We start from the raw sequence: 17,252 nt of genomic DNA, 5'->3' as shown, positions 1-17,252 counted from the left end.
TCATGCACGGATTTGGTCACGGAATCGGCCTGGAAATTCAGGAACTGGAGAGCGTAGCTGCCGGCAAACCGGCGGTTACGACGGCTCGGCCCCAGGCGGAGCGCCGGCAGGATTGGCAACGCCGCGTGCGCTTCGAATGCGACATGCGCGGCGTTCCGCTGCCGCTGGAATATCGGCAGGCTTTCTATGCGCGCCGTGTGAAGCCGGTGGTCGAGCGATTTGTGGCTGCTATGCTGCTGGTGTTTCTGGCTCCGGTCTTCCTGGCGGCGGCGATCGCGATCCGGCTGGACGGCAAGGGCCCCATCTTCTTCCGCCAGAATCGCACTGGCTATCTCGGCCGCCCGTTCCGGCTGGTGAAGTTTCGCACCATGGTGCCTGAAGCGGAGGCGCTGAAGGCATCGCTTCGCGCGCAGAACCATCATGCAGCCGACTCGCCCGATTTCAAACTGATCGAAGATCCGCGCATCACCCGCGTCGGCAAGTTTCTGCGCAAGACCAGCATCGATGAACTGCCGAACCTCATCAACGTACTGCGCGGGGAGATGGCGCTGGTCGGGCCGCGGCCGACCTCCTTCGATGTCGGCACGTACAAGATGCACCATCTGCCGCGCCTCGCCGCGCGCCCCGGCATCACCGGGCTGTGGCAGGTTTCGGGCCGTGCGAATGTGGATTTCGACGAGCGGACCGAGCTGGACGTGGACTATATCCGCTCCATGTCCTTCGCCAACGATACGCGGCTGATGTTCCGCACGGTCGGCGCGGTGCGGCGCGGCGACGGCGCGCATTGAAGCGCATATCGGCGGGCGAAACGCGCGGCATTAGCGCAGCGTCCGCGCGCTGAAATTATCGAACAGGGCTGCTGCAGGCACATCGTTGCTCGTCGCCGTAATGCCGAGCTGAATGCGGTCGATCCCCGCATCGCGCCGCGGCAGCAGCGTGCGTCCGCGCGCCTCCAGCACCGGCCTGCCATCGAGCAGCACCCGCGCGCCGCCGCGATCATCGGGTGCCAGATCGACCAGCGCTTCGATCCGGTACAAGCGGCCCGCCTCCAATTGCGGTGCGGCGTCATCGGTCCAGGCATGCTCGATGCCGATCTTGGCGCGGTCGATCCGCAGGCGGCCCCGGCGCAGATAAAGGCGAATGCCGGGATTGCCGCTCATGCCGCAGTCCGCGCATTCCAGATCGAGCAGATGAACCGAATTCAGCGGTTTGCCGCGCGGGATCATGACATCGAATGCGATCGCGAGTTTCTGGCCGTCGCCGATGCGCGGGAAGCGCGCCACCAGCGCCGCCTTCGGGACGCGGCCCGTGCGCGGCCCTGCCTCTGCCAGCAGCAGGCCGCCGCGCGCGCGCGGATCGGGCACCACAGAGAGCCGGCCCTCCACCTCCTGCCGGAAATACCATACCGCGCCGGGACAATCGCCGGTGCACAGCGCTTCGTCGAAATCGTCGGCGAGAGCGAGCGGGCGCGGGCGTTCGGCCGCCTCGGCGGTCCAGCCGGACATATCAGGCTCGGGCGAGGAACAGCCGACTATAGCGCATGCGAGCAAAGGCAGGGCGGCTCGTAGGATCATGAGAGGCTTTTTTGCGGGGTCCATTGCGCATAACGCGTGCCCCAGCAGAACAGCGCCACGCCCGCGATCAGTCCGGTCAGATGCAGGCCCAGCAGATAGGGAATGCGAAGGACTTTGGGCAGGCGTCGCTCGGCGAACCAGCCGACGAGGCCGAGGGCCGCGGCGGCCAGGATGGCGAGGCTGACAAGCGTCCAGAATGCGCTGCCCGTGAGCGCGAGCGCGAAGGCGCACAAAGCCAGCGGCAGGACGAGCACGGGCGCGAAGCGGCGCGCGAATTTGTGGAAGAACAGGCCGAGCGCATAGCCGCCGGTGCGCGCCGGGTTCATCAGCCCGCGCCGCCGCCACAGCGCAGTGAGGCCGCGCACGGTAATGCGCACGCGCCGCCGCATGGTTTTCCTGCCGCCCGCAATCGGCTGCTCGATCGCCACGGCATGACGGGCAAAGGCGATACGCTTGCCCGCGGCGACGGCGGCGGTGCTGATGTGGAAATCGTCGGTGCCGTCGGGCGGAACATGCGGCATCAGATCGCGGCGGATGGCGAGCAGGCCGCCATCGGCGGAAACGCAGCCGAACAACCGGTCCTCTGCTTCGCGCAGGCCGCTTTCATAGGCGCGGTAGAGCCGGTCGAACCGCCCGCCGCCTGCGCCCTTCGCGCTTTCGACCTCGCCCGCCACTGCGCCGATGCGCGGATCGTCGAACGGTGCGATCAAGGCGTTGAGGCTGCCAGGGGCGAGCAGCGGATCGGCATCGCTCAGCACGAGGATGTCGCCCTCCACGCGCGCGCTGAGCACGTTCAGCGCCGCCGCCTTGCCGCCGCGCGGCAGGCGCAGCACATGCACGCCGAACCCTTCGGCGATGGCGGCGGTGGCATCGCTCGATCCGTCGTCGGCCACCCAGATCGCCGCTTTGCCGGGCCAGCGCGCGGTTTCGGCAAGCACGCTTTCCAGCTTCGCGCCCAGATGCGCGGCCTCATTATAGGCGCAGATCAGGACTGCGATATCGGGTACATGGGCGGGCACGGCGCCGAGCCGGTGCCAGGGCCTTGCCGAAGCGAAGCGGGAAAGAGCTAGCACCGCGAGCGGATAGCCCGCAAAGGTGATCGCAATCAGCGCGATCAGCGCCCAGGCCAGCCCCGCGATCATGCGAAAGGTTTGCCGAAGCGCTTGCGCCAGGCGAAGACCAGCTTGCGGCACAGGTTCATCGGCGCGATCAGCGCGTAATGATAATGATTGCCTTGGGCGAGGCGCACCGCGGCGCGGAAATGCAGCCGCTCGGCGGCCAGCCAGCGGAATCCCAGCGCGCGGTCCCCCATGTGCAGGCGGGAGATGACGTCCACCGGCTCATCTGCGCGGTTACGGCCCTTGCCCCCGGTGGTGGCGGCAAATCCCAGCTCGCGTGCGATGCGGCGGCCCTCGGCCCCGACCTTGTTTTCCGGCCAGCAGAAGATGCGCGGCATTTTGCCCAGCCTCTGCGCGAACACCGTCTGGCACAGCGTCAGCTGTTCGCGCAGGCGCTCTTCCAGTTCGGATACGTCCTCGCGCCGTCCGTTCACCCAGCCGCGCACCGCCAGCGCGAGGCCCGATTCAGGCACCGGCGATCCGATCGGCACGGCGGGCGGGGCGTCGCTGCGATACCAGTCATGCTTGGGGCCGCTCGTGCCGTGCCATTGCAGCCAGGCATGTTTGCGCCAGTTCGCCTCGGTCAGCTTGTCGATGGCGCGCTCGCTCACCGGGATGCGGGCATGGTCCACGCCATGCGGCTCGATCTCCAGCCCGCGCACCTTTTGCATCGCCGCGATCTCTGCCCAGTTCATGTAACCGGAGACGTCGCGCGCATCCGGCGCGGTGCGGATGAGCGCGCCCGGCTCCACGAAATCCAGCGAAACGAAGAAGCTCGCCGGAATGCCGTGGCGCTCCAGGATCGGCGCGGCGTAGAGCCAATTGTCGAGATAGCCGTCGTCGAAATGCAGCACGATCTCGTCGCCGCGCGGTTGTTCTCCAGCGGCGCGCATGCGCACCAGCTCGTCGGTCGTGATCGCCAGAAGCCCCGGCGCACCGATCATGCTGCAATGCGCGGCGAAGGTTTCGGGCGAAACGGCGGTTTCCTGAGACCAGGGGAGCCAGCCCGGATCGGGGCTGACCGAATGATAGGTGAGCACGGCAATGCCCGGCGGCCCGATCATCGCCTTATGCATCAGGATCAGCGCTGCGGCCACTCCGGCCAGCCACCACAGCGCAGCGCCGCCCGCGCTCGCCGCCCACAGACAGCCGAGCGCGGCCAGCAGCGCGAGGATTCCGGCACCGAAGCGCCGCTTTCGTTCCTGCTTGCGCGTCACCGTGCCCGCCTCAGCCGTGCTTTCAGCCCGGTCAGTCGCTGCCGCGCGGCGTGGCAGGCATAAAGCAGCGTTCCGCGCGGGCCGGGACGGTACAGGCGAACCCGCCAAAGATCTTCCCGCAAATCCCCGAAGCGCGCCTTGTTCTCGCTGATATGCGCGCTGTTACCGAGCATATCGATCAGCCGGATATCCGGTTCCGCGCACGCCCAGCATATCGTCCGTAGCGCCAGCCAACTACCCGGCTGCAATGCGGCATATTCCTCATCATATCCCACCTTGGCGCTGAGCAGACGGCCCTGATGCAGGACATCATATTCGAAGGCGACAAGCTGCGCACCGTCATGGATTGTGATGATGCGCAGCGCGCCCTCTCGCTCCGCGGCGCGCGCGAGTTCGGTATAGAACACAAGATCGGCGCGGTTCTGGCTGATGGCCGTGCCGCCGCGGCCCTTCCAGCCCTTCGCCTCCAGTGCGAAGATCGATTCGAGCAGCGCGTGGTCCGCACGGGTGTGGACGGTAAAGCTTGCGGCAATGGCACCGGGCATGCCGCGATCGAGCGCGCGGAGCCGCTTGCGGCGTTTGGTGGGGCGGCCCGCGAGCCATTCCTCATAGGGCCGCGACGTATCCGTCAGCGCGCGCGAGGCATGGCGTCGCTCCAGCCGGTGAAAATCCTTCACCTTCCGCAACATGGCAAGCGCACGCGAATGCTCCGACAGATAATCGAGCGAAACCATCGCCGTTGCCGGATCGGCGAAAAGCTCCTTCGCCAGCGCATCGGCATCGCTCACGCTGGGCTCCACATCCAGATAGCTTGATTGCAAATTCGTCTGTGTTTGCAGACGGGCCGCGCCCTTGGCGCCGTGGAGCAGCAGGCCGGCTACAGAAACCCGCGCCTCCGCCTCATCGCAATAGGCCATGCGCCACGCATCCATCCACCAGTCCGGCGCACGCGACGCGGCCAGCTCGGGCGACTGTTGGAGCGTTTTGGACAAGGCGTGCTTCTCCGAGGACGGAATTTAGATGATCCTAAGCACCTTTCCCTACCGAATTGTCAAAGTTTCGGTGGTAAAGCGCCTCAAACGGGGACAAGCGACTGACTTTAAGGTGAACGCGCTTGGATGAGGGTGTCCCGCTGCCTTATCGAAAGCATGCCCTACATGTGCGTAGCAACCGAAGGAGTAACGGGTGACCGTTGCTGAAATCATCGATGAGTTTGATGGGGCGACGCGCCAGTCGTTCGCCGCCTTCGTGGATAGCTGCCCGTTCTGGTCCTATCAGCAGACGCCCGGCTGGCTGGCAGCGGTGCCCGCGCATCCGCGGCATCAATATCTGGCCGTCATCTGCCGCCGCGACGATGCCATCATCGGCAGCGCGGTTGTGCGCCGCTCCAAGCTGGCGGGCCCTTACTGGCTGGCAAGTTCGGCGCGCGGACCACTGGTGCGCGATCCCGCCGATCTGGGTGAGGTGATTCGCGCGATCGGCGATGTGCTGCGCGATGCGGGGGCCGCCACCTGGCAGCTGGCACCGCGCGTGCGTGGCCGCGATCTTCCAGCCAAGGCGGAGGCGATGCGCGCCGCCGGAGCCACTCCGCTGCCCGCATCACAGCAATCGCTCCACGTCGCGACCGGCATCGTCTGGCTGGACAAGCCGGAGGACGACATTCTTGCAGGCTTCGGCCAGAGCGGACGGCGCAAGCTGAAGACGGCCACCAAGGCCGGGGTTCAGGTGCGTGCGGTGGAAAGCGAGGCCGATATCGCCGCTTTCCAGCGCGCGCTCGATATCTTTGATGAAAATCGCCCGGCTTATGAAATGTCGTCGACGCCGGATGCAAAGGCGCAAGCGGGGCTGATCGCGGAGCTGGGCGGCGCGATGCTGCTGGCGGAACACGAGGGCGTGCTGCTGGGCGCGGCATCCTATGTCCATCAGGGCGGCGAGGCGATCTGGCTGACCCTGGCGAGCACCGATGCCGAACCGAAGATTCCCAGCAATTACCTCCTCCTGTGGGAAGCGATGCGGCGTGCGCGGGCATCGGGATGCGTTGGATATGATCTGGCCGGCGTGCCGATCGACGAGCCGTCCGATCCGGGCGAAAAGGGCCGGATGCAGTTCAAGAATGCGTTCCGCCCGCACCGGCGGGTGATGCTGCCGATGCACAGCATCGCGCTGAAGCCGGTGGCACACAATCTGCTCTTTACATCGCGCCAGCTCGTCCGCTCGGTCCTGAAATGAGCGAGAGCGACGCCTTGCCTGAACGGAGCGGCCGGTTGCAGCATATGGCCGCCAATCTGCGCAAGCTGGGTCTGCGCGGTATGGCGGCCAAGGCAATTCGCGACCATGTTTTCCGGCAGGAGCTGTCGTTCATCCTGGCCCGCCGCACCGACGATCTGCCGCCTGCCGACGCAACGCCGGTGCCGGACGGCGTGAAGCTGGTCGAGCTGACGCGCGGTGATGCCGTTCCTCCCCTCAGCGGATGGCTGGCTCATCGATGTGCCGATTTCGCAGGCCTGCTGGAAGACGGACGGATTGGGATGTTCGCGCTGACGGATGGACAGGCAATCGCCTGCATCTGGGCCTCTACCGAAGATTTTCATGATCCAAACAGCAGGCTGTTCGTTACGGTGCCCGAAGGCGAAGCCTATGCTTTCGGCATGATGGTAGACCATCGGTACCGTGACCGCAGCGTGGCCCGGCTGCTGGCGGCATTCGGTTTGCGCCAGATGAACGCGCGCGCTGTGATCCGTGTCTTCAACTATTGCGATATCGGTAATGAAACGAGCTACCGCGCACAGGCTGGCATCGGTTTCGAAGAAACCGGCGAGTTGATGGTGGAGACGCGGCTGTTCGGCCTCAATCTGCAATCGCGTCGGCGCTATCGCGGATCGCGCGTTCCGCCGGCGTGGAACCGGCCCCGCCTCCGCCGCGGATGAGCGAACCCGTCACAGCTGCGCCGCGCCCGCCATCCGGTCGCAGGGCGATGGCGCGTTCGACCATCGGCATCTTCCTGGTGCGCGGGTTCGACACCGCGCTCAGCTTCCTGGTCGCAATCCTGCTCGCCAACCGCTTCGGCGCGGGCGCGCAGCTTGATGCGTTCTTCATGGCGCGGCGGGCGACGGTAGGCATGACGGAGCTGGTCAAGCAGCTGGTGCAGCAGCTCGCAATGCCATCCATCGCACTCAGCATCGATCGCGGGCAGCGGCCCAGCTGGCGTACCCTGCCGCGCCCCGTGCTCTGGGTGATCGGCGCGATGCTGCTGGTGCCGCTGGTGGCGATCCTGTTTCCGGCTCCCATTATCGGCTTGTTCGCGCCGGGGTTCTCGGGCGAGCGGTTGGCGATCGGATCGACCATTCTCGCCATCCTGATCCCGCTGCTGCCCATCGCGGTGCTCTCCGCGTTGCTGCTCACTTATCTGGCGGCGCGCGGCGTGTTCTTCTTCGGCGAATCGGCCCGCGCGTTTCAGCGGTTGCTACTGATCCTTTTTCTTTTTTTCCTCGTGCCGCCCTTCGCCATTCTGGCGGTGGGCTGGACGATGCTGGGCGCGGGGCTGGTCTCTCTCTCGCTATTGGCGGGCGGCGCGCTGGTGATGCATCGGCGGCTGGCGAACCTCGAAACCCCTGATGAGCCTGCACCCGTCAAGGCCTCGCCGCGCGGCCGTATCGGTTCGGCGCTGGCCATGTTCGCCTTCTTTCAGGTGACGGTGATGATCGACTTCGCCTTTGCCACGCAGCTGCCCACCGGCACCGTCGCGGCGATGGAATATGGCACGCGCCTCGTCTCCCTCCTCCCCGGTCTGGTCACCGCAAGCCTGACGACCGTGCTCTACCCCAAGATCGTGCGCATGATGGCGAGCGAGGATCGCGCGGCGGCGGCCGGCGCGCTCGGCAAGATGCTGCGCGGTACCTTGTTCCTGCAACTGCCCTTTTCGATCGCGCTGGCGATGGCTGCGCCTGCCGTCGTCGCGGTGCTGTTCGGCCATGGCGGGTTCGACGAGGCGGCGCAGGCGGAAACCGCGCTCGTGACCTCTGCTTATTCGATCGCGGCGATCTTTCTGATGCCGGGCAATATCGCGCTCAACGCGATCTTCAGCGATGCGCACCGATCGCCGCTCGTCCATATCCTGTTTCTCTGCGCCTCTGGCCTGGCGCTGCGCTTCGTGGCGGTCTGGGCGGTGGTGCCGCAATATGGGCTGATCGGATTGAGCCTGGCGGTGATCGCCGCGACCATCTTCACAAGCATCCTGTGCCTTATCGTCTGCAAGCATCGCTTCCCCGATTTCCGGCTGCGCCGCTCACTGAGTGAGAGCCTGGGCGCGCTGGCCTGCGCGGGCGTGGCGGCGCTGGCAGGCTGGGGCGCGGCGCAAATTTTCCCGACGCCGCAGGGCGTTTTCCTCTGGATCGCGGACGGTATCGTGATCGGCGGCGCGGTGATCCTGGCCTATGCGCTATCCGCGCTCGCAATCCGCCAGCAGGAGATGATGACGCTGGTGGTTGCCGCGCGGCCGCTCTTGAAGCGGATCGGCTTCGCATGAACGCGCGGCGGGTCGCTTTCCTGCTGCCGCACATGCGCCCCGGCGGGGCAGAGCGGGCAGTGCTGAACTGGTGCAAAGCGCTGGACCGAAGCCGTTTTGCGCCGATGCTGATGCTGAAGCGCGCCGAGGGAGCGTTTCTGGAGGAGGTGCCGGACGATGTGCCGGTGATCGATCTTGGCGGCGCACGCGCGGCGCGTCTGCCGGGTCGCATCCGCACGATGCTGCGCGGCCACGGCGTCGAGATTGCCTATAGCGCGACCAGCGCGATGAACCTGGCGCTCTGTGCAGCCGCGCGCGGCACGAGAACAAAGGTCGTCATCAGCGAGCATACAAGTCCGCGCGCTTATCTGGCGCAGGCGAAATGGCCGTTTGTGCGCCGCGCCGTGATGCGCCGCCTGCTGCCGCGCGCCGACGCCCTGTTCGTGCCGACCGAGGCGATCGGCGCGGAGCTGTCCGATATCGTGCCGAAACTGCCGCCCGCCACGGTGATCCCCAATCCCGTGGTCGACCGCATCGACTTTTGTCGTCCGCGCGAACGCACGGCAGACGCGCCGCTGCGCCTCGTTTCGGCGGGACGCCTGGTCCCTGCAAAGGCGTTCGATATCCTGATCGATGCCTGCGCGCTGCTGCGCGATCGCGGGCTCGCCTTTTTGCTCATCATTCATGGCGAAGGCCCGGAGGAAGCGCCGCTGCGCGCCCGGACCGCATCGCTCGGGCTCAGCCATCAGGTGCTCCTCGCCGGCCACGCCGCCGATCTTTCGCAGCGTCTCGCCGAAGCCGATCTGTTCGTGCTGGCCTCGCGCCGGGAGGGGTTCGGCAATGTGCTGGTGGAAGCGATGGCGGCGGGCACGCCGGTTCTCGCCGCGGCCAGCGACGGGCCGCGCGGGCTGATCGAGGACGGGCGCACCGGGTGCCTCGTGCCGGTGGACGATGCCGCCGCGCTCGCCGCCGCCATCATCGCCATTGCCGCCGCGCCGGATGCAGCGGCAGCCCGCGCGGCCGCGGCGCAGGAAACGGCCGCGCGGTACGACATTGCTGCCTCCGCCAAAGCGCTCGCAGACTCTTTCGCGCGGTTATGATTAAACCAATGTTCAACATATCATGGCAGGCGCAACGTGCCGGTCGTGGCTTTTTCATCGCTACGACCCGCTGAAAGGCGAATCGAATGCGCGCGATGACGAATGAAGTGAGGCACATGCCCGTGCGGCGGCTGATGGCCGGCCTGCTGGCGACGAGCGCGCTCGCCTCCTGCGCGCCGCAGCTGCAATATGATGTGCCCGCCAGCATCGCGGTCGATCCCGGCACGCGCGATGTCGCGCGCCAGGCCAACGCCATGCTGGAGACCTATTATGCCAGCCGCGGCGATTTCTCGCCCAATGATGTGGTGCGTCTGACTTTCCCCTATTTCCCCGTCCTGAACACCGATCAGCGTGTGCAGCTATCGGGCTTTCTCACCCCGCCGCTGCTCGACCCGGTCCAGACGCGCGGCGTGTCCGTCGGCGAACTGCAGGCGCGCCTCGAAAAACTCTACCAGCCCAAGCTGGAGAAGCCCGTCGTCTCGGTCTCGGTGGTCGAATATGCCAATCCGCCGCCATTGCCGCAGATCTTCGTGATGGGCGAAGTCACCAACCCTGGCGCCTTCGCATACCGCGACGGCGTGACCATGCTGGAAGGCCTCGCACGCTCGGGCGGGCCGAATCAGCGCGCCGATCTCAGCCAGGTCGTCGTGCTGACGCCCAATGGAGACCGCGTCGACGCGCGGCTCGTCAACCTGCAGGCGATCCTGGACGGCGCGCCCGGGTCTATCGGTTATCTGGCACCTTATAGCATCGTCATCGTGCCCTCCAACCGGCTGGCGCGCACCGCCGATAAGGCGGAGACGATCCGCAACATCATCGGCCTGAACGGCATCACCATCGCGCCCCGGTTCAGTTTCCTTCAATGAGCAGCACCGTCGTCCCGCCGGAAGAGAACATCTTCCTCTATTATGGCCGCGCCGCCGTGTCGCGCTGGCCGCTTCTGCTGTCCCTTATCCTGGTCTGCACCGTTGGCGCCTGGGCGTTCAGCGTGTTCGTGCTCGCCGATGATCCGGTGTATGAGGCAAGCACCAGCCTCAATGTCGTGCCGACATCGGAGGAGCTGGGCTATGCCAATCAATTCGCGCGGGGGCAGACCACCGAGGGCGGGCTGATCCTTCTGCAGACCTATGCCGAATATGCGCGCGCCCGCGAAACGCGCATTCAGGTGGTGAACGAATATATCGCCATGCGCGCCAAGGCGGCGGGAATGAGCGAGAGGGCATGGCTCGCCAGTCAGCAGGGGCCGCCCGGATTCTCGCCCGGCCGCATCCTGTCGATCCTGAACTATGGCAGCGCGCCCGAACTGCCGCCGCGCGCAAAGATGGTGGCGGAGCTGGGCGAAGCGACGGTGATCGAATCGCTGGACGGCACCTATATGATGCAGTTGACGGTGGGCTGGGACGATCCGCGTTCCGCCGCCTGGTTCGCCAATGCGCTGGCCGATGCGGTGGTGGCCCGTGCGCAGAGCCTGTCGCGCCAGTCCGGACAGCAACTGTCTGACGTCCTGCAGGCGGAGCTGGATCGGAAGATGCAGCAGCTTTCCGATCTCAAAAATCAATCGCGCGAGCTGAAGATCGGCCTCGGCGTGGTCGATATCGACCGGCAGAAGCAGGCGCTGCTCGATGCGCAACTGGCCGAACAGGCTGCGCTTACCACCGATCGATCCGATGCCTCCGCCGCGCAGGCGCGTGTCGATGCGCTGCAGGCCCAGCGGACCGGCAAGCTCGGCACCACGCAGAACGAGATCGAACAGCAGCTGGCCTTGCAGAAGCCGCAGGCTGCCGCCGCGCGCCAGTCCAGCGCCGCGCGCGAGCGGCGGGTGAATTCGATCCAGGCACAGCTCGAACGGCTGTCGCGCCAGGAACTGCGGATCAAGAACATCGACGATCAGATCTCGGCGCTCACCGACGAAGTGGCCGAACTGACGCGCCGCACGCAGTTCAGCGAGACCGAGAACCTCACCAATATTCCGCGCATCCGCATCGTCGACCGTGCCGAACCGCCGGCCGTGCGCAGTTCGCCCAAGGTGCTGCTGAACACCATCCTGGGCTTCATTCTGGGCTGCGCGCTGGCGGGCATGGCGCTGCTGCTGCTCGGGCCGAAGCGGAAGCGGGTGCGCACGGTGGAGACCGATTTGGGCGATGAAGACGCACTTGCTGCCGCTCCGGCGACGCCCGCCTTCGTCGCCGCAGCCGATCCGGTCGGCGAGCCGGACGAGGCCGAGACGACGCCCGAGGAAGAGCCGCACGACAAACCCGAAGCCTATGACGTTCCGGTCAAGCCCGATGCGCCTGCCGAGGAACCGGAACCCGCGGTCGCCGAACAGGCCACGCCGTTCGCCGCGCCGCGCCTGACCGATGAGCCCGACCATGTTTCGAGCGCCCCGGTCGCGGCGCCGGTGGCCACGGCGCAGGACAATGATTTTTCGGAAAGCACGCTCGGCGGCCTGGCGGTTGCCGGGGGCGGCGGGCTGCTCGCCGCGAGCGCCGCTGCGCCCGCGCGGCCCCGCCCCGCCGCGCCGCCGTCCGCGGATCCGGATCCGGAGCCGGAGCCGAAACCGCACAAAAGCGCGCCCGCCAAGTCCGGTCCGCGCGACCTTGCCTCGCCGCATTACGATCACCGCCAGCTGCCGCGCCCGGAAGAACCGCCGCATTACGGGCCGGACCAGCTGGCCGAACTGTCCGACATGCTGATGCAGTGGCTCAGCCCGGCCATCGCCAACGGCATGCCGATCTCCGTCGCCGGGCTCGACGATCCGGAGGACGCGCGCACCATGGCGCAGGCGATCGGCGATATGCTGGCGCGGCGCGGTATCGACACGCAGATACTGGCAGGCGTTAACGACAACCGGGCGGGCGAAAGCGGCCTCACTGCGCGGCGCGTCAGCCTGATCGTGCGCGGCGCGCTGACCGAGCCGGGCCGCTTCAACGCGCTGGTGGCAAGGGCCGGCAACATCGTGCTCGCCACCCGCACCGAGATGCGCGACGAGGCGGAGGCGCTGGCGCGAAGCCTGGAAACCCTCACCGGCCAGCGTCCGCATGTCGCCTTTTTCGACAACTGACGTTCACGGCTCGCACACGCCGTCCGCCCGCCCAAGGGTGGACGATCGCGGCATCCTGGCGCTCGGCACACTGGCGCTCGCTTTGGTGGCGGTGTTCGGGCAGCTCGATGCGGTCGCGAAGAAATATGCCGGCTTCCTGCCGCTCTCCCCGTTCGAGCTGCTGCTGGCCCTGCTCGTCGGGCTGAGTGCGCTGCTGATCGCGCTGCCGGCGGGGCGGCGGCCCGCGATGATCGATCCGCTGGGCGGAAAGCTGATCGCGCTGCTCATCTGCTGGATCGGCGTGAGCTTCGTGTTCGCCGAACATCACGATCTGGCCTTCGCCTATGCGATCCGTGCCGTCGCGGTGATGCTGCTGCCTTTTCTGATCGGCATGTTCCTGCGCGATCCCACCCAGCTGCAGCCGGTCTTGTGGGGTATCATGGGGGCCGGGATCGTCACCGCGCTCATCATCATCTACGAAACGAAGACGGGCGCTCGGCTGTTCTCCACCTCCGCCGCCGCGGTGGAGGCGGATTTCGAGGGCAAGATCCGCTCCGCCGGCGGATCGGACCTCAACCCTACCAGCGTGGCGCAGATGCTGATGGTGGCGGTGCTGCTGGCCGCCGGACTGCTGGCGAGCGGGTACAAGCGCTTTCGCCTGCCGATGATCGCGCTGATCCTGCTGGGCACCGCGGCGATCGTGATGACCTCGGCGCGCAGCGCGGTTATCGGCCTCGGCATCGGCGGCATCATCATTCTGTTCCGCTTCTATCGCAGCCGCTGGTTCCCGCTGATCCTGCTCGGCGGCATCGCGCTGGCCGCCACCAGCCTCCTGTTCCTGCCCGCCACCACGCTCGCGCGCTTTCAGGCGGTGGCGAACTTTGCCGAGGATCGATCGCTCTATCGCCGCATCACCTATCTGCGCATCGGCTGGGATCTGCTCCAGCAATCGCCCATCTGGGGCGTGGGACCGGGCAACTTCCCTTCCCATTATGTGGAGGCCGAATATCGCTTCCTGCCGGGCCGCACGCTGAACCCGCGCGAATTGCACAACACCTATCTGGATGCGGCGGTGGAATATGGCCTTGTCGGCTTTGCGCTGTTCATGAGCGTGCTGGGCACAGCCTTTTTCGCGGCGGCGCGGGCGGCGCGAAGGGCGGTCGATCCGCTGCTGGCGCGCATGGCGCACGCGATCATGGCCGCATTGGTGGCGCTCTACGCCGCCAGCTTCTTCATGCCGCACAAGGATTTTCGCTATCTCTGGCTGATGATCGGGCTTGCCATGGCCTGCGGCGCGATGCAGCGCTTCGAGGCGCGCTGCGCGGGGGAAGGGCCATGAAACTCGCCATCATCGTCACCGAATTCCCGAAGGCGACCGAGACCTTCATCTATCGCGATCTGATGGAATTCCGGCGGCAGGGGGCCGATCTGCGGCTCTACCATGTTGCGCCGTTCCGTGCCGATCAGCAGCTCCACAGCTTTGCCGAGCCGTTGATGGCGGCGCGGCAGGACATCGCGATGGCGGGCGGCAAGGCGCTGGGCGCACTCGCCGCGGCGTTGGTGCGGCATCCGTGGCGGCTTGCGAAGACAGTCGGCCAGATCGTGCGCGCCTATAAGCGGCACCCGAAGATCCTCGCCAAATCGCTGGCGTTGCTGCCCAAGGCGCTCGCTATTGCGGCGGATGCGCGGAAATGGGGTGCGACCCATGTCCATGCCGAGTTCGCCGGGCACCCAGCCACCGCCGCCTGGATCGGCCGGCGCTTCGGCGGCCCGGATTATTCGGTGAGCTGCCGGGCGCACGACATCTTCCGTACCCAAAAGCTGCTGCCCGAAAAGCTGGGCGAGGCAAGCGGCGTGCGCACGGTGAGCGATTTCGGACGGGAATTTCTGCGCGAGAAGCTGCCCAATGGCCGCGCGCTGGATATCGAGGTGATCCACAGCAGCATCGATACCGGCGCCATCACGGCCGCGCCGGTGCCGATCGACCCCGCCGCGCCGCGCCTTCTCTATGTCGGCGCACTCGAGCCCAAAAAGGGGGTGGAATATCTGATCGATGCGCTCGCCGGAATCGATGCCGAGCTTGGCGACTGGAACTGCGTACTGATCGGTACCGGGACGAGCGCGGACGCCTTGCAGCGCCGCGCGCGCGAAGCGGGGATCGCGGAGCGCATGGATTTTCGCGGGCGGCAGGATTTCACGGCGGTCGCGGAGGCCTATGCGCAGGCGCAGATCTGTCTGTGCCCCAGCATCATCGGCCCGGACGGGCGGATGGAGGGCATCCCCAATGTCATGATCGAAGCGCTGGCCTATCGCCGCCCCGCCATTGCCACCGCCATCTCAGGCATCCCGGAGCTGATTACCGATGGCGAGCACGGCCTGCTGGTGCCGCAAAAGGACGCAAGAGCGCTCGGCGCGGCAATCCTGCGGCTGGTGCGCGACCCGGCAGAGGCCGCCGAAATGGCTGAGCGCGGGCGCGCCAAGGTGGTCGCCGAGTTCGATCTTGCCTGCAATGCGGCGCGCCAGCTCGCCTTGTTCGCGCAGCGGAATCGCCGCTAATGACCCGCCGCCGCCGCTCGTCACCCGATCGCTTCGCCGATGCGCAAGCCGATTGGCGTGCGCCCGAGGCGATCGACGATGCGCTGCTGGGGCGCTGGCAGGCACTGGCCGACAGCGCGAGCGAGCCCAATATCTTCTACGAACCCGCGCTGTTGATGCCCGCCATCCGCCATTGCCGCGGCGATGACGATCTGACGCTGTTCCTGTTGTGGGAAGGGGCCCCGGACAAGTCGGCGCTGATCGGGATGATGCCGGTTTCGCGAAGCTGGCGCTATCGCCGCTGGCCCTTCCTGCATGTGGCCAATTGGAAATATGCCAACGCTTTTCTGGGCAGCCCGCTGGTGGCGCCGGGGGCGGAGCAGGCTTTCTGGGCTGCGCTGATCGAGGCGGTGCAGAGACGCTTCTGGGGCGGATTTCTGCATATCCAGGGCCTGCCGCTCGACGGTCCGCTGGCCAAGGGGCTGCGCAAGGCGGGCTATGCCACGGGGCGGCGGCACGATGTGGTGCAGGTGCGCCCACGCGCCTTCATCCTGGCCGAGGGCCGCGATGCGGACAGCTATTACAGGAACGCCGTGCGGTCCAAGAAGCGCAAGGAGCTGCGCCGTCAGCGCGCGCGGCTGGAGGAGCTGGGCACGCTCACCGAACATCGCTGGAGCGATGAGGAAGGGCTGGAGCGCTGGATCGAGGAATTTCTCGCGCTGGAGGCGGCGGGCTGGAAGGGCGGGGCGGGCACCGCGCTGGGCTCCGCATCCGGATCGGCCGCCTTCTTTCGTGAGGCGATGACGGGCGCGGCGGCGCGCGGCCAGCTGTTGCGGCAGGGCCTGCGGCTCGACGGCCGGCCCATCGCGATGCTGGTCACGCTGCGATCGGGCGAGGGGGCGTTTTCCTTCAAGACCGCGTTCGACGAGGCGCTAGCACGCTATTCGCCGGGTGTGCAGTTGCAGCTGATGAATCTGCAGAATCTGGGCGATCCCACGCTGGCCTGGATCGACAGCTGCGCGGCGCAGGACCATCCGATGATCGATCATATCTGGCGCGAGCGGCGGCCGATCGGCGGCGTTTCCATCGCGCTTTGCTGGCGCGGGCGGCGGCTGTATTTCAGCGCTGTGCGCACGGCGGAGACATGGCAGCAACGCCTGAAGCAAATGCGCAGCAAGAAGGGGAGCAGCAGATGACGATTTTCAGCGAGGCCGCGCGCACCGAATTTTCCGCGCTCTATCCGGAGGTGCCCGGGCGGCTGCATCACGGCCTGCACGATCACGATCTGCTGACGCTGCCTGCGCTGGCCGATCTGTCCGAGCGGCTGGATCCGGCGCGCGTCGAATATAATCTGGGCGATCTGCCCGTCGGCATCGCGGCGGAGGACGTGCCCGCCAACGGCCTCAGCATCGGCGATACGATCCGCAACATCGACGGTGCGAACAGCTGGGCGGTCCTGAAAAATGTGGAGAGCGATCCGGCCTATGCCCGGCTGCTGCACGATCTGCTGGGGGAGCTGGAGGGCGATATCGTGCCCAAGACCGGCGCGATGAAGAAGCTGCAGGCCTATATCTTCATTTCTTCGCCGCGCTCGATGACGCCCTATCATTTCGATCCCGAACACAACATTCTGCTGCAATTGCGCGGTACCAAGACGATGCGCGTCTATCCGCCCGGCGATCCGCGGTTCGCGCCGCAGGAGGCGCATGAAAGCTATCATCGCGGCGGCAACCGCAACCTCGTCTGGCAGGACGGTTTTTCGGACGGCGGCATGGACGTGACACTGGAGCCGGGGCAGGCGATCTACGTCCCCGTCATGGCGCCGCATTATGTGCGCAACGGGCCGGAGCCCAGCATTTCGCTGTCGATCACCTGGCGTTCCGCCTGGAGCGTGGCGGAGGCGAACGCGCATGCTTTCAACGGGACGCTGCGCAAGCTGGGGATGCGCCCCAAACCCCCGGGCCGCTTCCCCGCGAGCAACCGCGGCAAGGCACTGGCCTGGGGCGTGGCGCGGCGGCTGGGGATGTAGCTCCCGCGCTTCCCAATTACAGCGGCGTTCGTGACCGATGGTTCGCTAATAGAACCACGTCATTGCGAGCGTAGCGAAGCAATCCAGGGCCGTTGCAGCGCTGCGGGGCACTGGATTGCCGCGTCGCCTTCGGCT

Annotated in this window: 15 protein-coding genes; 11 read left to right on the top strand and 4 right to left on the bottom strand. The window is 66.7% G+C overall.

Annotated features, from left to right (window positions below; genetic code table 11):
- The first annotated feature begins 2 nt into the window (after positions 1-2).
- Complete coding sequence (locus I6A82_RS00955; protein WP_198093361.1) at positions 3-788, top strand: sugar transferase; 786 nt, start codon at positions 3-5, stop codon at positions 786-788.
- A 30-nt stretch (positions 789-818) separates the two neighbouring features.
- Here the strand turns inward: I6A82_RS00955 and I6A82_RS00950 are convergent, their stop codons facing one another.
- From I6A82_RS00950 to I6A82_RS00935, 4 genes are all read right to left on the bottom strand, one after another.
- Positions 819-1,505, bottom strand: a complete 687-nt coding sequence (locus I6A82_RS00950; protein ID WP_198093360.1) for a hypothetical protein — start codon at positions 1,503-1,505, stop codon at positions 819-821.
- Between the two features lie 65 nt (positions 1,506-1,570).
- Positions 1,571-2,716, bottom strand: a complete 1,146-nt coding sequence (locus I6A82_RS00945) for a glycosyltransferase (protein ID WP_198093359.1) — start codon at positions 2,714-2,716, stop codon at positions 1,571-1,573.
- Entirely contained in the window at positions 2,713-3,909 is a 1,197-nt protein-coding gene (locus I6A82_RS00940; RefSeq protein ID WP_198093358.1) for a polysaccharide deacetylase family protein, read from the bottom strand. The genes I6A82_RS00945 and I6A82_RS00940 overlap by 4 nt, the downstream gene beginning before the upstream one ends.
- Positions 3,906-4,901, bottom strand: a complete 996-nt coding sequence (locus I6A82_RS00935) for a GNAT family N-acetyltransferase (protein WP_198093357.1) — start codon at positions 4,899-4,901, stop codon at positions 3,906-3,908. Before I6A82_RS00935 ends, I6A82_RS00940 begins: the two co-directional genes overlap by 4 nt.
- Positions 4,902-5,094: 193 nt before the next feature.
- On the opposite strand from I6A82_RS00935, the gene I6A82_RS14660 reads away from it, so the two are divergent.
- The 10 genes from I6A82_RS14660 to I6A82_RS00885 all read left to right on the top strand — a co-directional run bounded on the left by I6A82_RS14660 (position 5,095) and on the right by I6A82_RS00885 (position 17,117).
- Entirely contained in the window at positions 5,095-6,138 is a 1,044-nt protein-coding gene (locus I6A82_RS14660) for a lipid II:glycine glycyltransferase FemX (RefSeq protein ID WP_198093356.1), read from the top strand.
- Positions 6,135-6,836 (top strand): GNAT family N-acetyltransferase, encoded by a 702-nt coding sequence (locus I6A82_RS00925; RefSeq protein ID WP_198093355.1) that lies wholly within the window; start codon positions 6,135-6,137, stop codon positions 6,834-6,836. The genes I6A82_RS14660 and I6A82_RS00925 overlap by 4 nt, the downstream gene beginning before the upstream one ends.
- Positions 6,837-6,883: 47 nt before the next feature.
- On the top strand, positions 6,884-8,434 hold the full coding sequence (locus tag I6A82_RS00920) for a lipid II flippase MurJ (protein WP_198093354.1): 1,551 nt from the start codon (positions 6,884-6,886) through the stop codon (positions 8,432-8,434).
- On the top strand, positions 8,431-9,513 hold the full coding sequence (locus I6A82_RS00915; RefSeq protein WP_198093353.1) for a glycosyltransferase: 1,083 nt from the start codon (positions 8,431-8,433) through the stop codon (positions 9,511-9,513). Before I6A82_RS00920 ends, I6A82_RS00915 begins: the two co-directional genes overlap by 4 nt.
- An 86-nt stretch (positions 9,514-9,599) precedes the next feature.
- Positions 9,600-10,379 carry a polysaccharide biosynthesis/export family protein gene (locus I6A82_RS00910; RefSeq protein WP_198093352.1) on the top strand — a complete coding sequence of 260 codons (780 nt, stop codon included), beginning with the start codon at positions 9,600-9,602 and terminating at the stop codon, positions 10,377-10,379.
- Positions 10,376-12,574, top strand: coding sequence for a hypothetical protein (locus I6A82_RS00905; RefSeq protein ID WP_198093351.1), 2,199 nt, complete (start codon positions 10,376-10,378; stop codon positions 12,572-12,574). The genes I6A82_RS00910 and I6A82_RS00905 overlap by 4 nt, the downstream gene beginning before the upstream one ends.
- Complete coding sequence (locus I6A82_RS00900) at positions 12,552-13,892, top strand: O-antigen ligase family protein (RefSeq protein ID WP_198093350.1); 1,341 nt, start codon at positions 12,552-12,554, stop codon at positions 13,890-13,892. Before I6A82_RS00905 ends, I6A82_RS00900 begins: the two co-directional genes overlap by 23 nt.
- On the top strand, positions 13,889-15,109 hold the full coding sequence (locus I6A82_RS00895) for a glycosyltransferase family 4 protein (RefSeq protein ID WP_198093349.1): 1,221 nt from the start codon (positions 13,889-13,891) through the stop codon (positions 15,107-15,109). The genes I6A82_RS00900 and I6A82_RS00895 overlap by 4 nt, the downstream gene beginning before the upstream one ends.
- Positions 15,109-16,284, top strand: coding sequence for a GNAT family N-acetyltransferase (locus I6A82_RS00890; protein WP_198093348.1), 1,176 nt, complete (start codon positions 15,109-15,111; stop codon positions 16,282-16,284). The genes I6A82_RS00895 and I6A82_RS00890 overlap by 1 nt, the downstream gene beginning before the upstream one ends.
- Positions 16,281-17,117, top strand: coding sequence for a cupin-like domain-containing protein (locus tag I6A82_RS00885; RefSeq protein WP_198093347.1), 837 nt, complete (start codon positions 16,281-16,283; stop codon positions 17,115-17,117). The genes I6A82_RS00890 and I6A82_RS00885 overlap by 4 nt, the downstream gene beginning before the upstream one ends.
- Positions 17,118-17,252 lie beyond the last annotated feature (135 nt).

Origin of the sequence: Novosphingopyxis sp. YJ-S2-01, from assembly GCF_016093175.1 — a bacterium.
Taxonomy (GTDB): domain Bacteria; phylum Pseudomonadota; class Alphaproteobacteria; order Sphingomonadales; family Sphingomonadaceae; genus Novosphingopyxis; species Novosphingopyxis iocasae.
The sequence above is the reverse complement of the archived record's forward strand: the minus strand, read 5'-3'. Positions and strand labels throughout refer to the sequence as shown.

Excerpts from the sequence above, each read along its gene's own strand:
- I6A82_RS00955 (WP_198093361.1), top strand. The coding sequence starts at position 3 with ATGCACGGATTTGGTCACGGAATCGGCCTGGAAATTCAGGAACTGGAG.
- I6A82_RS00950 (WP_198093360.1), bottom strand. The coding sequence starts at position 1,505 with ATGTCCGGCTGGACCGCCGAGGCGGCCGAACGCCCGCGCCCGCTCGCT.
- I6A82_RS00945 (WP_198093359.1), bottom strand. The coding sequence starts at position 2,716 with ATGATCGCGGGGCTGGCCTGGGCGCTGATCGCGCTGATTGCGATCACC.
- I6A82_RS00925 (WP_198093355.1), top strand. The coding sequence starts at position 6,135 with ATGAGCGAGAGCGACGCCTTGCCTGAACGGAGCGGCCGGTTGCAGCAT.
- I6A82_RS00920 (WP_198093354.1), top strand. The coding sequence starts at position 6,884 with ATGGCGCGTTCGACCATCGGCATCTTCCTGGTGCGCGGGTTCGACACC.
- I6A82_RS00915 (WP_198093353.1), top strand. The coding sequence starts at position 8,431 with ATGAACGCGCGGCGGGTCGCTTTCCTGCTGCCGCACATGCGCCCCGGC.
- I6A82_RS00910 (WP_198093352.1), top strand. The coding sequence starts at position 9,600 with ATGCGCGCGATGACGAATGAAGTGAGGCACATGCCCGTGCGGCGGCTG.
- I6A82_RS00905 (WP_198093351.1), top strand. The coding sequence starts at position 10,376 with ATGAGCAGCACCGTCGTCCCGCCGGAAGAGAACATCTTCCTCTATTAT.
- I6A82_RS00900 (WP_198093350.1), top strand. The coding sequence starts at position 12,552 with ATGTCGCCTTTTTCGACAACTGACGTTCACGGCTCGCACACGCCGTCC.
- I6A82_RS00895 (WP_198093349.1), top strand. The coding sequence starts at position 13,889 with ATGAAACTCGCCATCATCGTCACCGAATTCCCGAAGGCGACCGAGACC.
- I6A82_RS00890 (WP_198093348.1), top strand. The coding sequence starts at position 15,109 with ATGACCCGCCGCCGCCGCTCGTCACCCGATCGCTTCGCCGATGCGCAA.
- I6A82_RS00885 (WP_198093347.1), top strand. The coding sequence starts at position 16,281 with ATGACGATTTTCAGCGAGGCCGCGCGCACCGAATTTTCCGCGCTCTAT.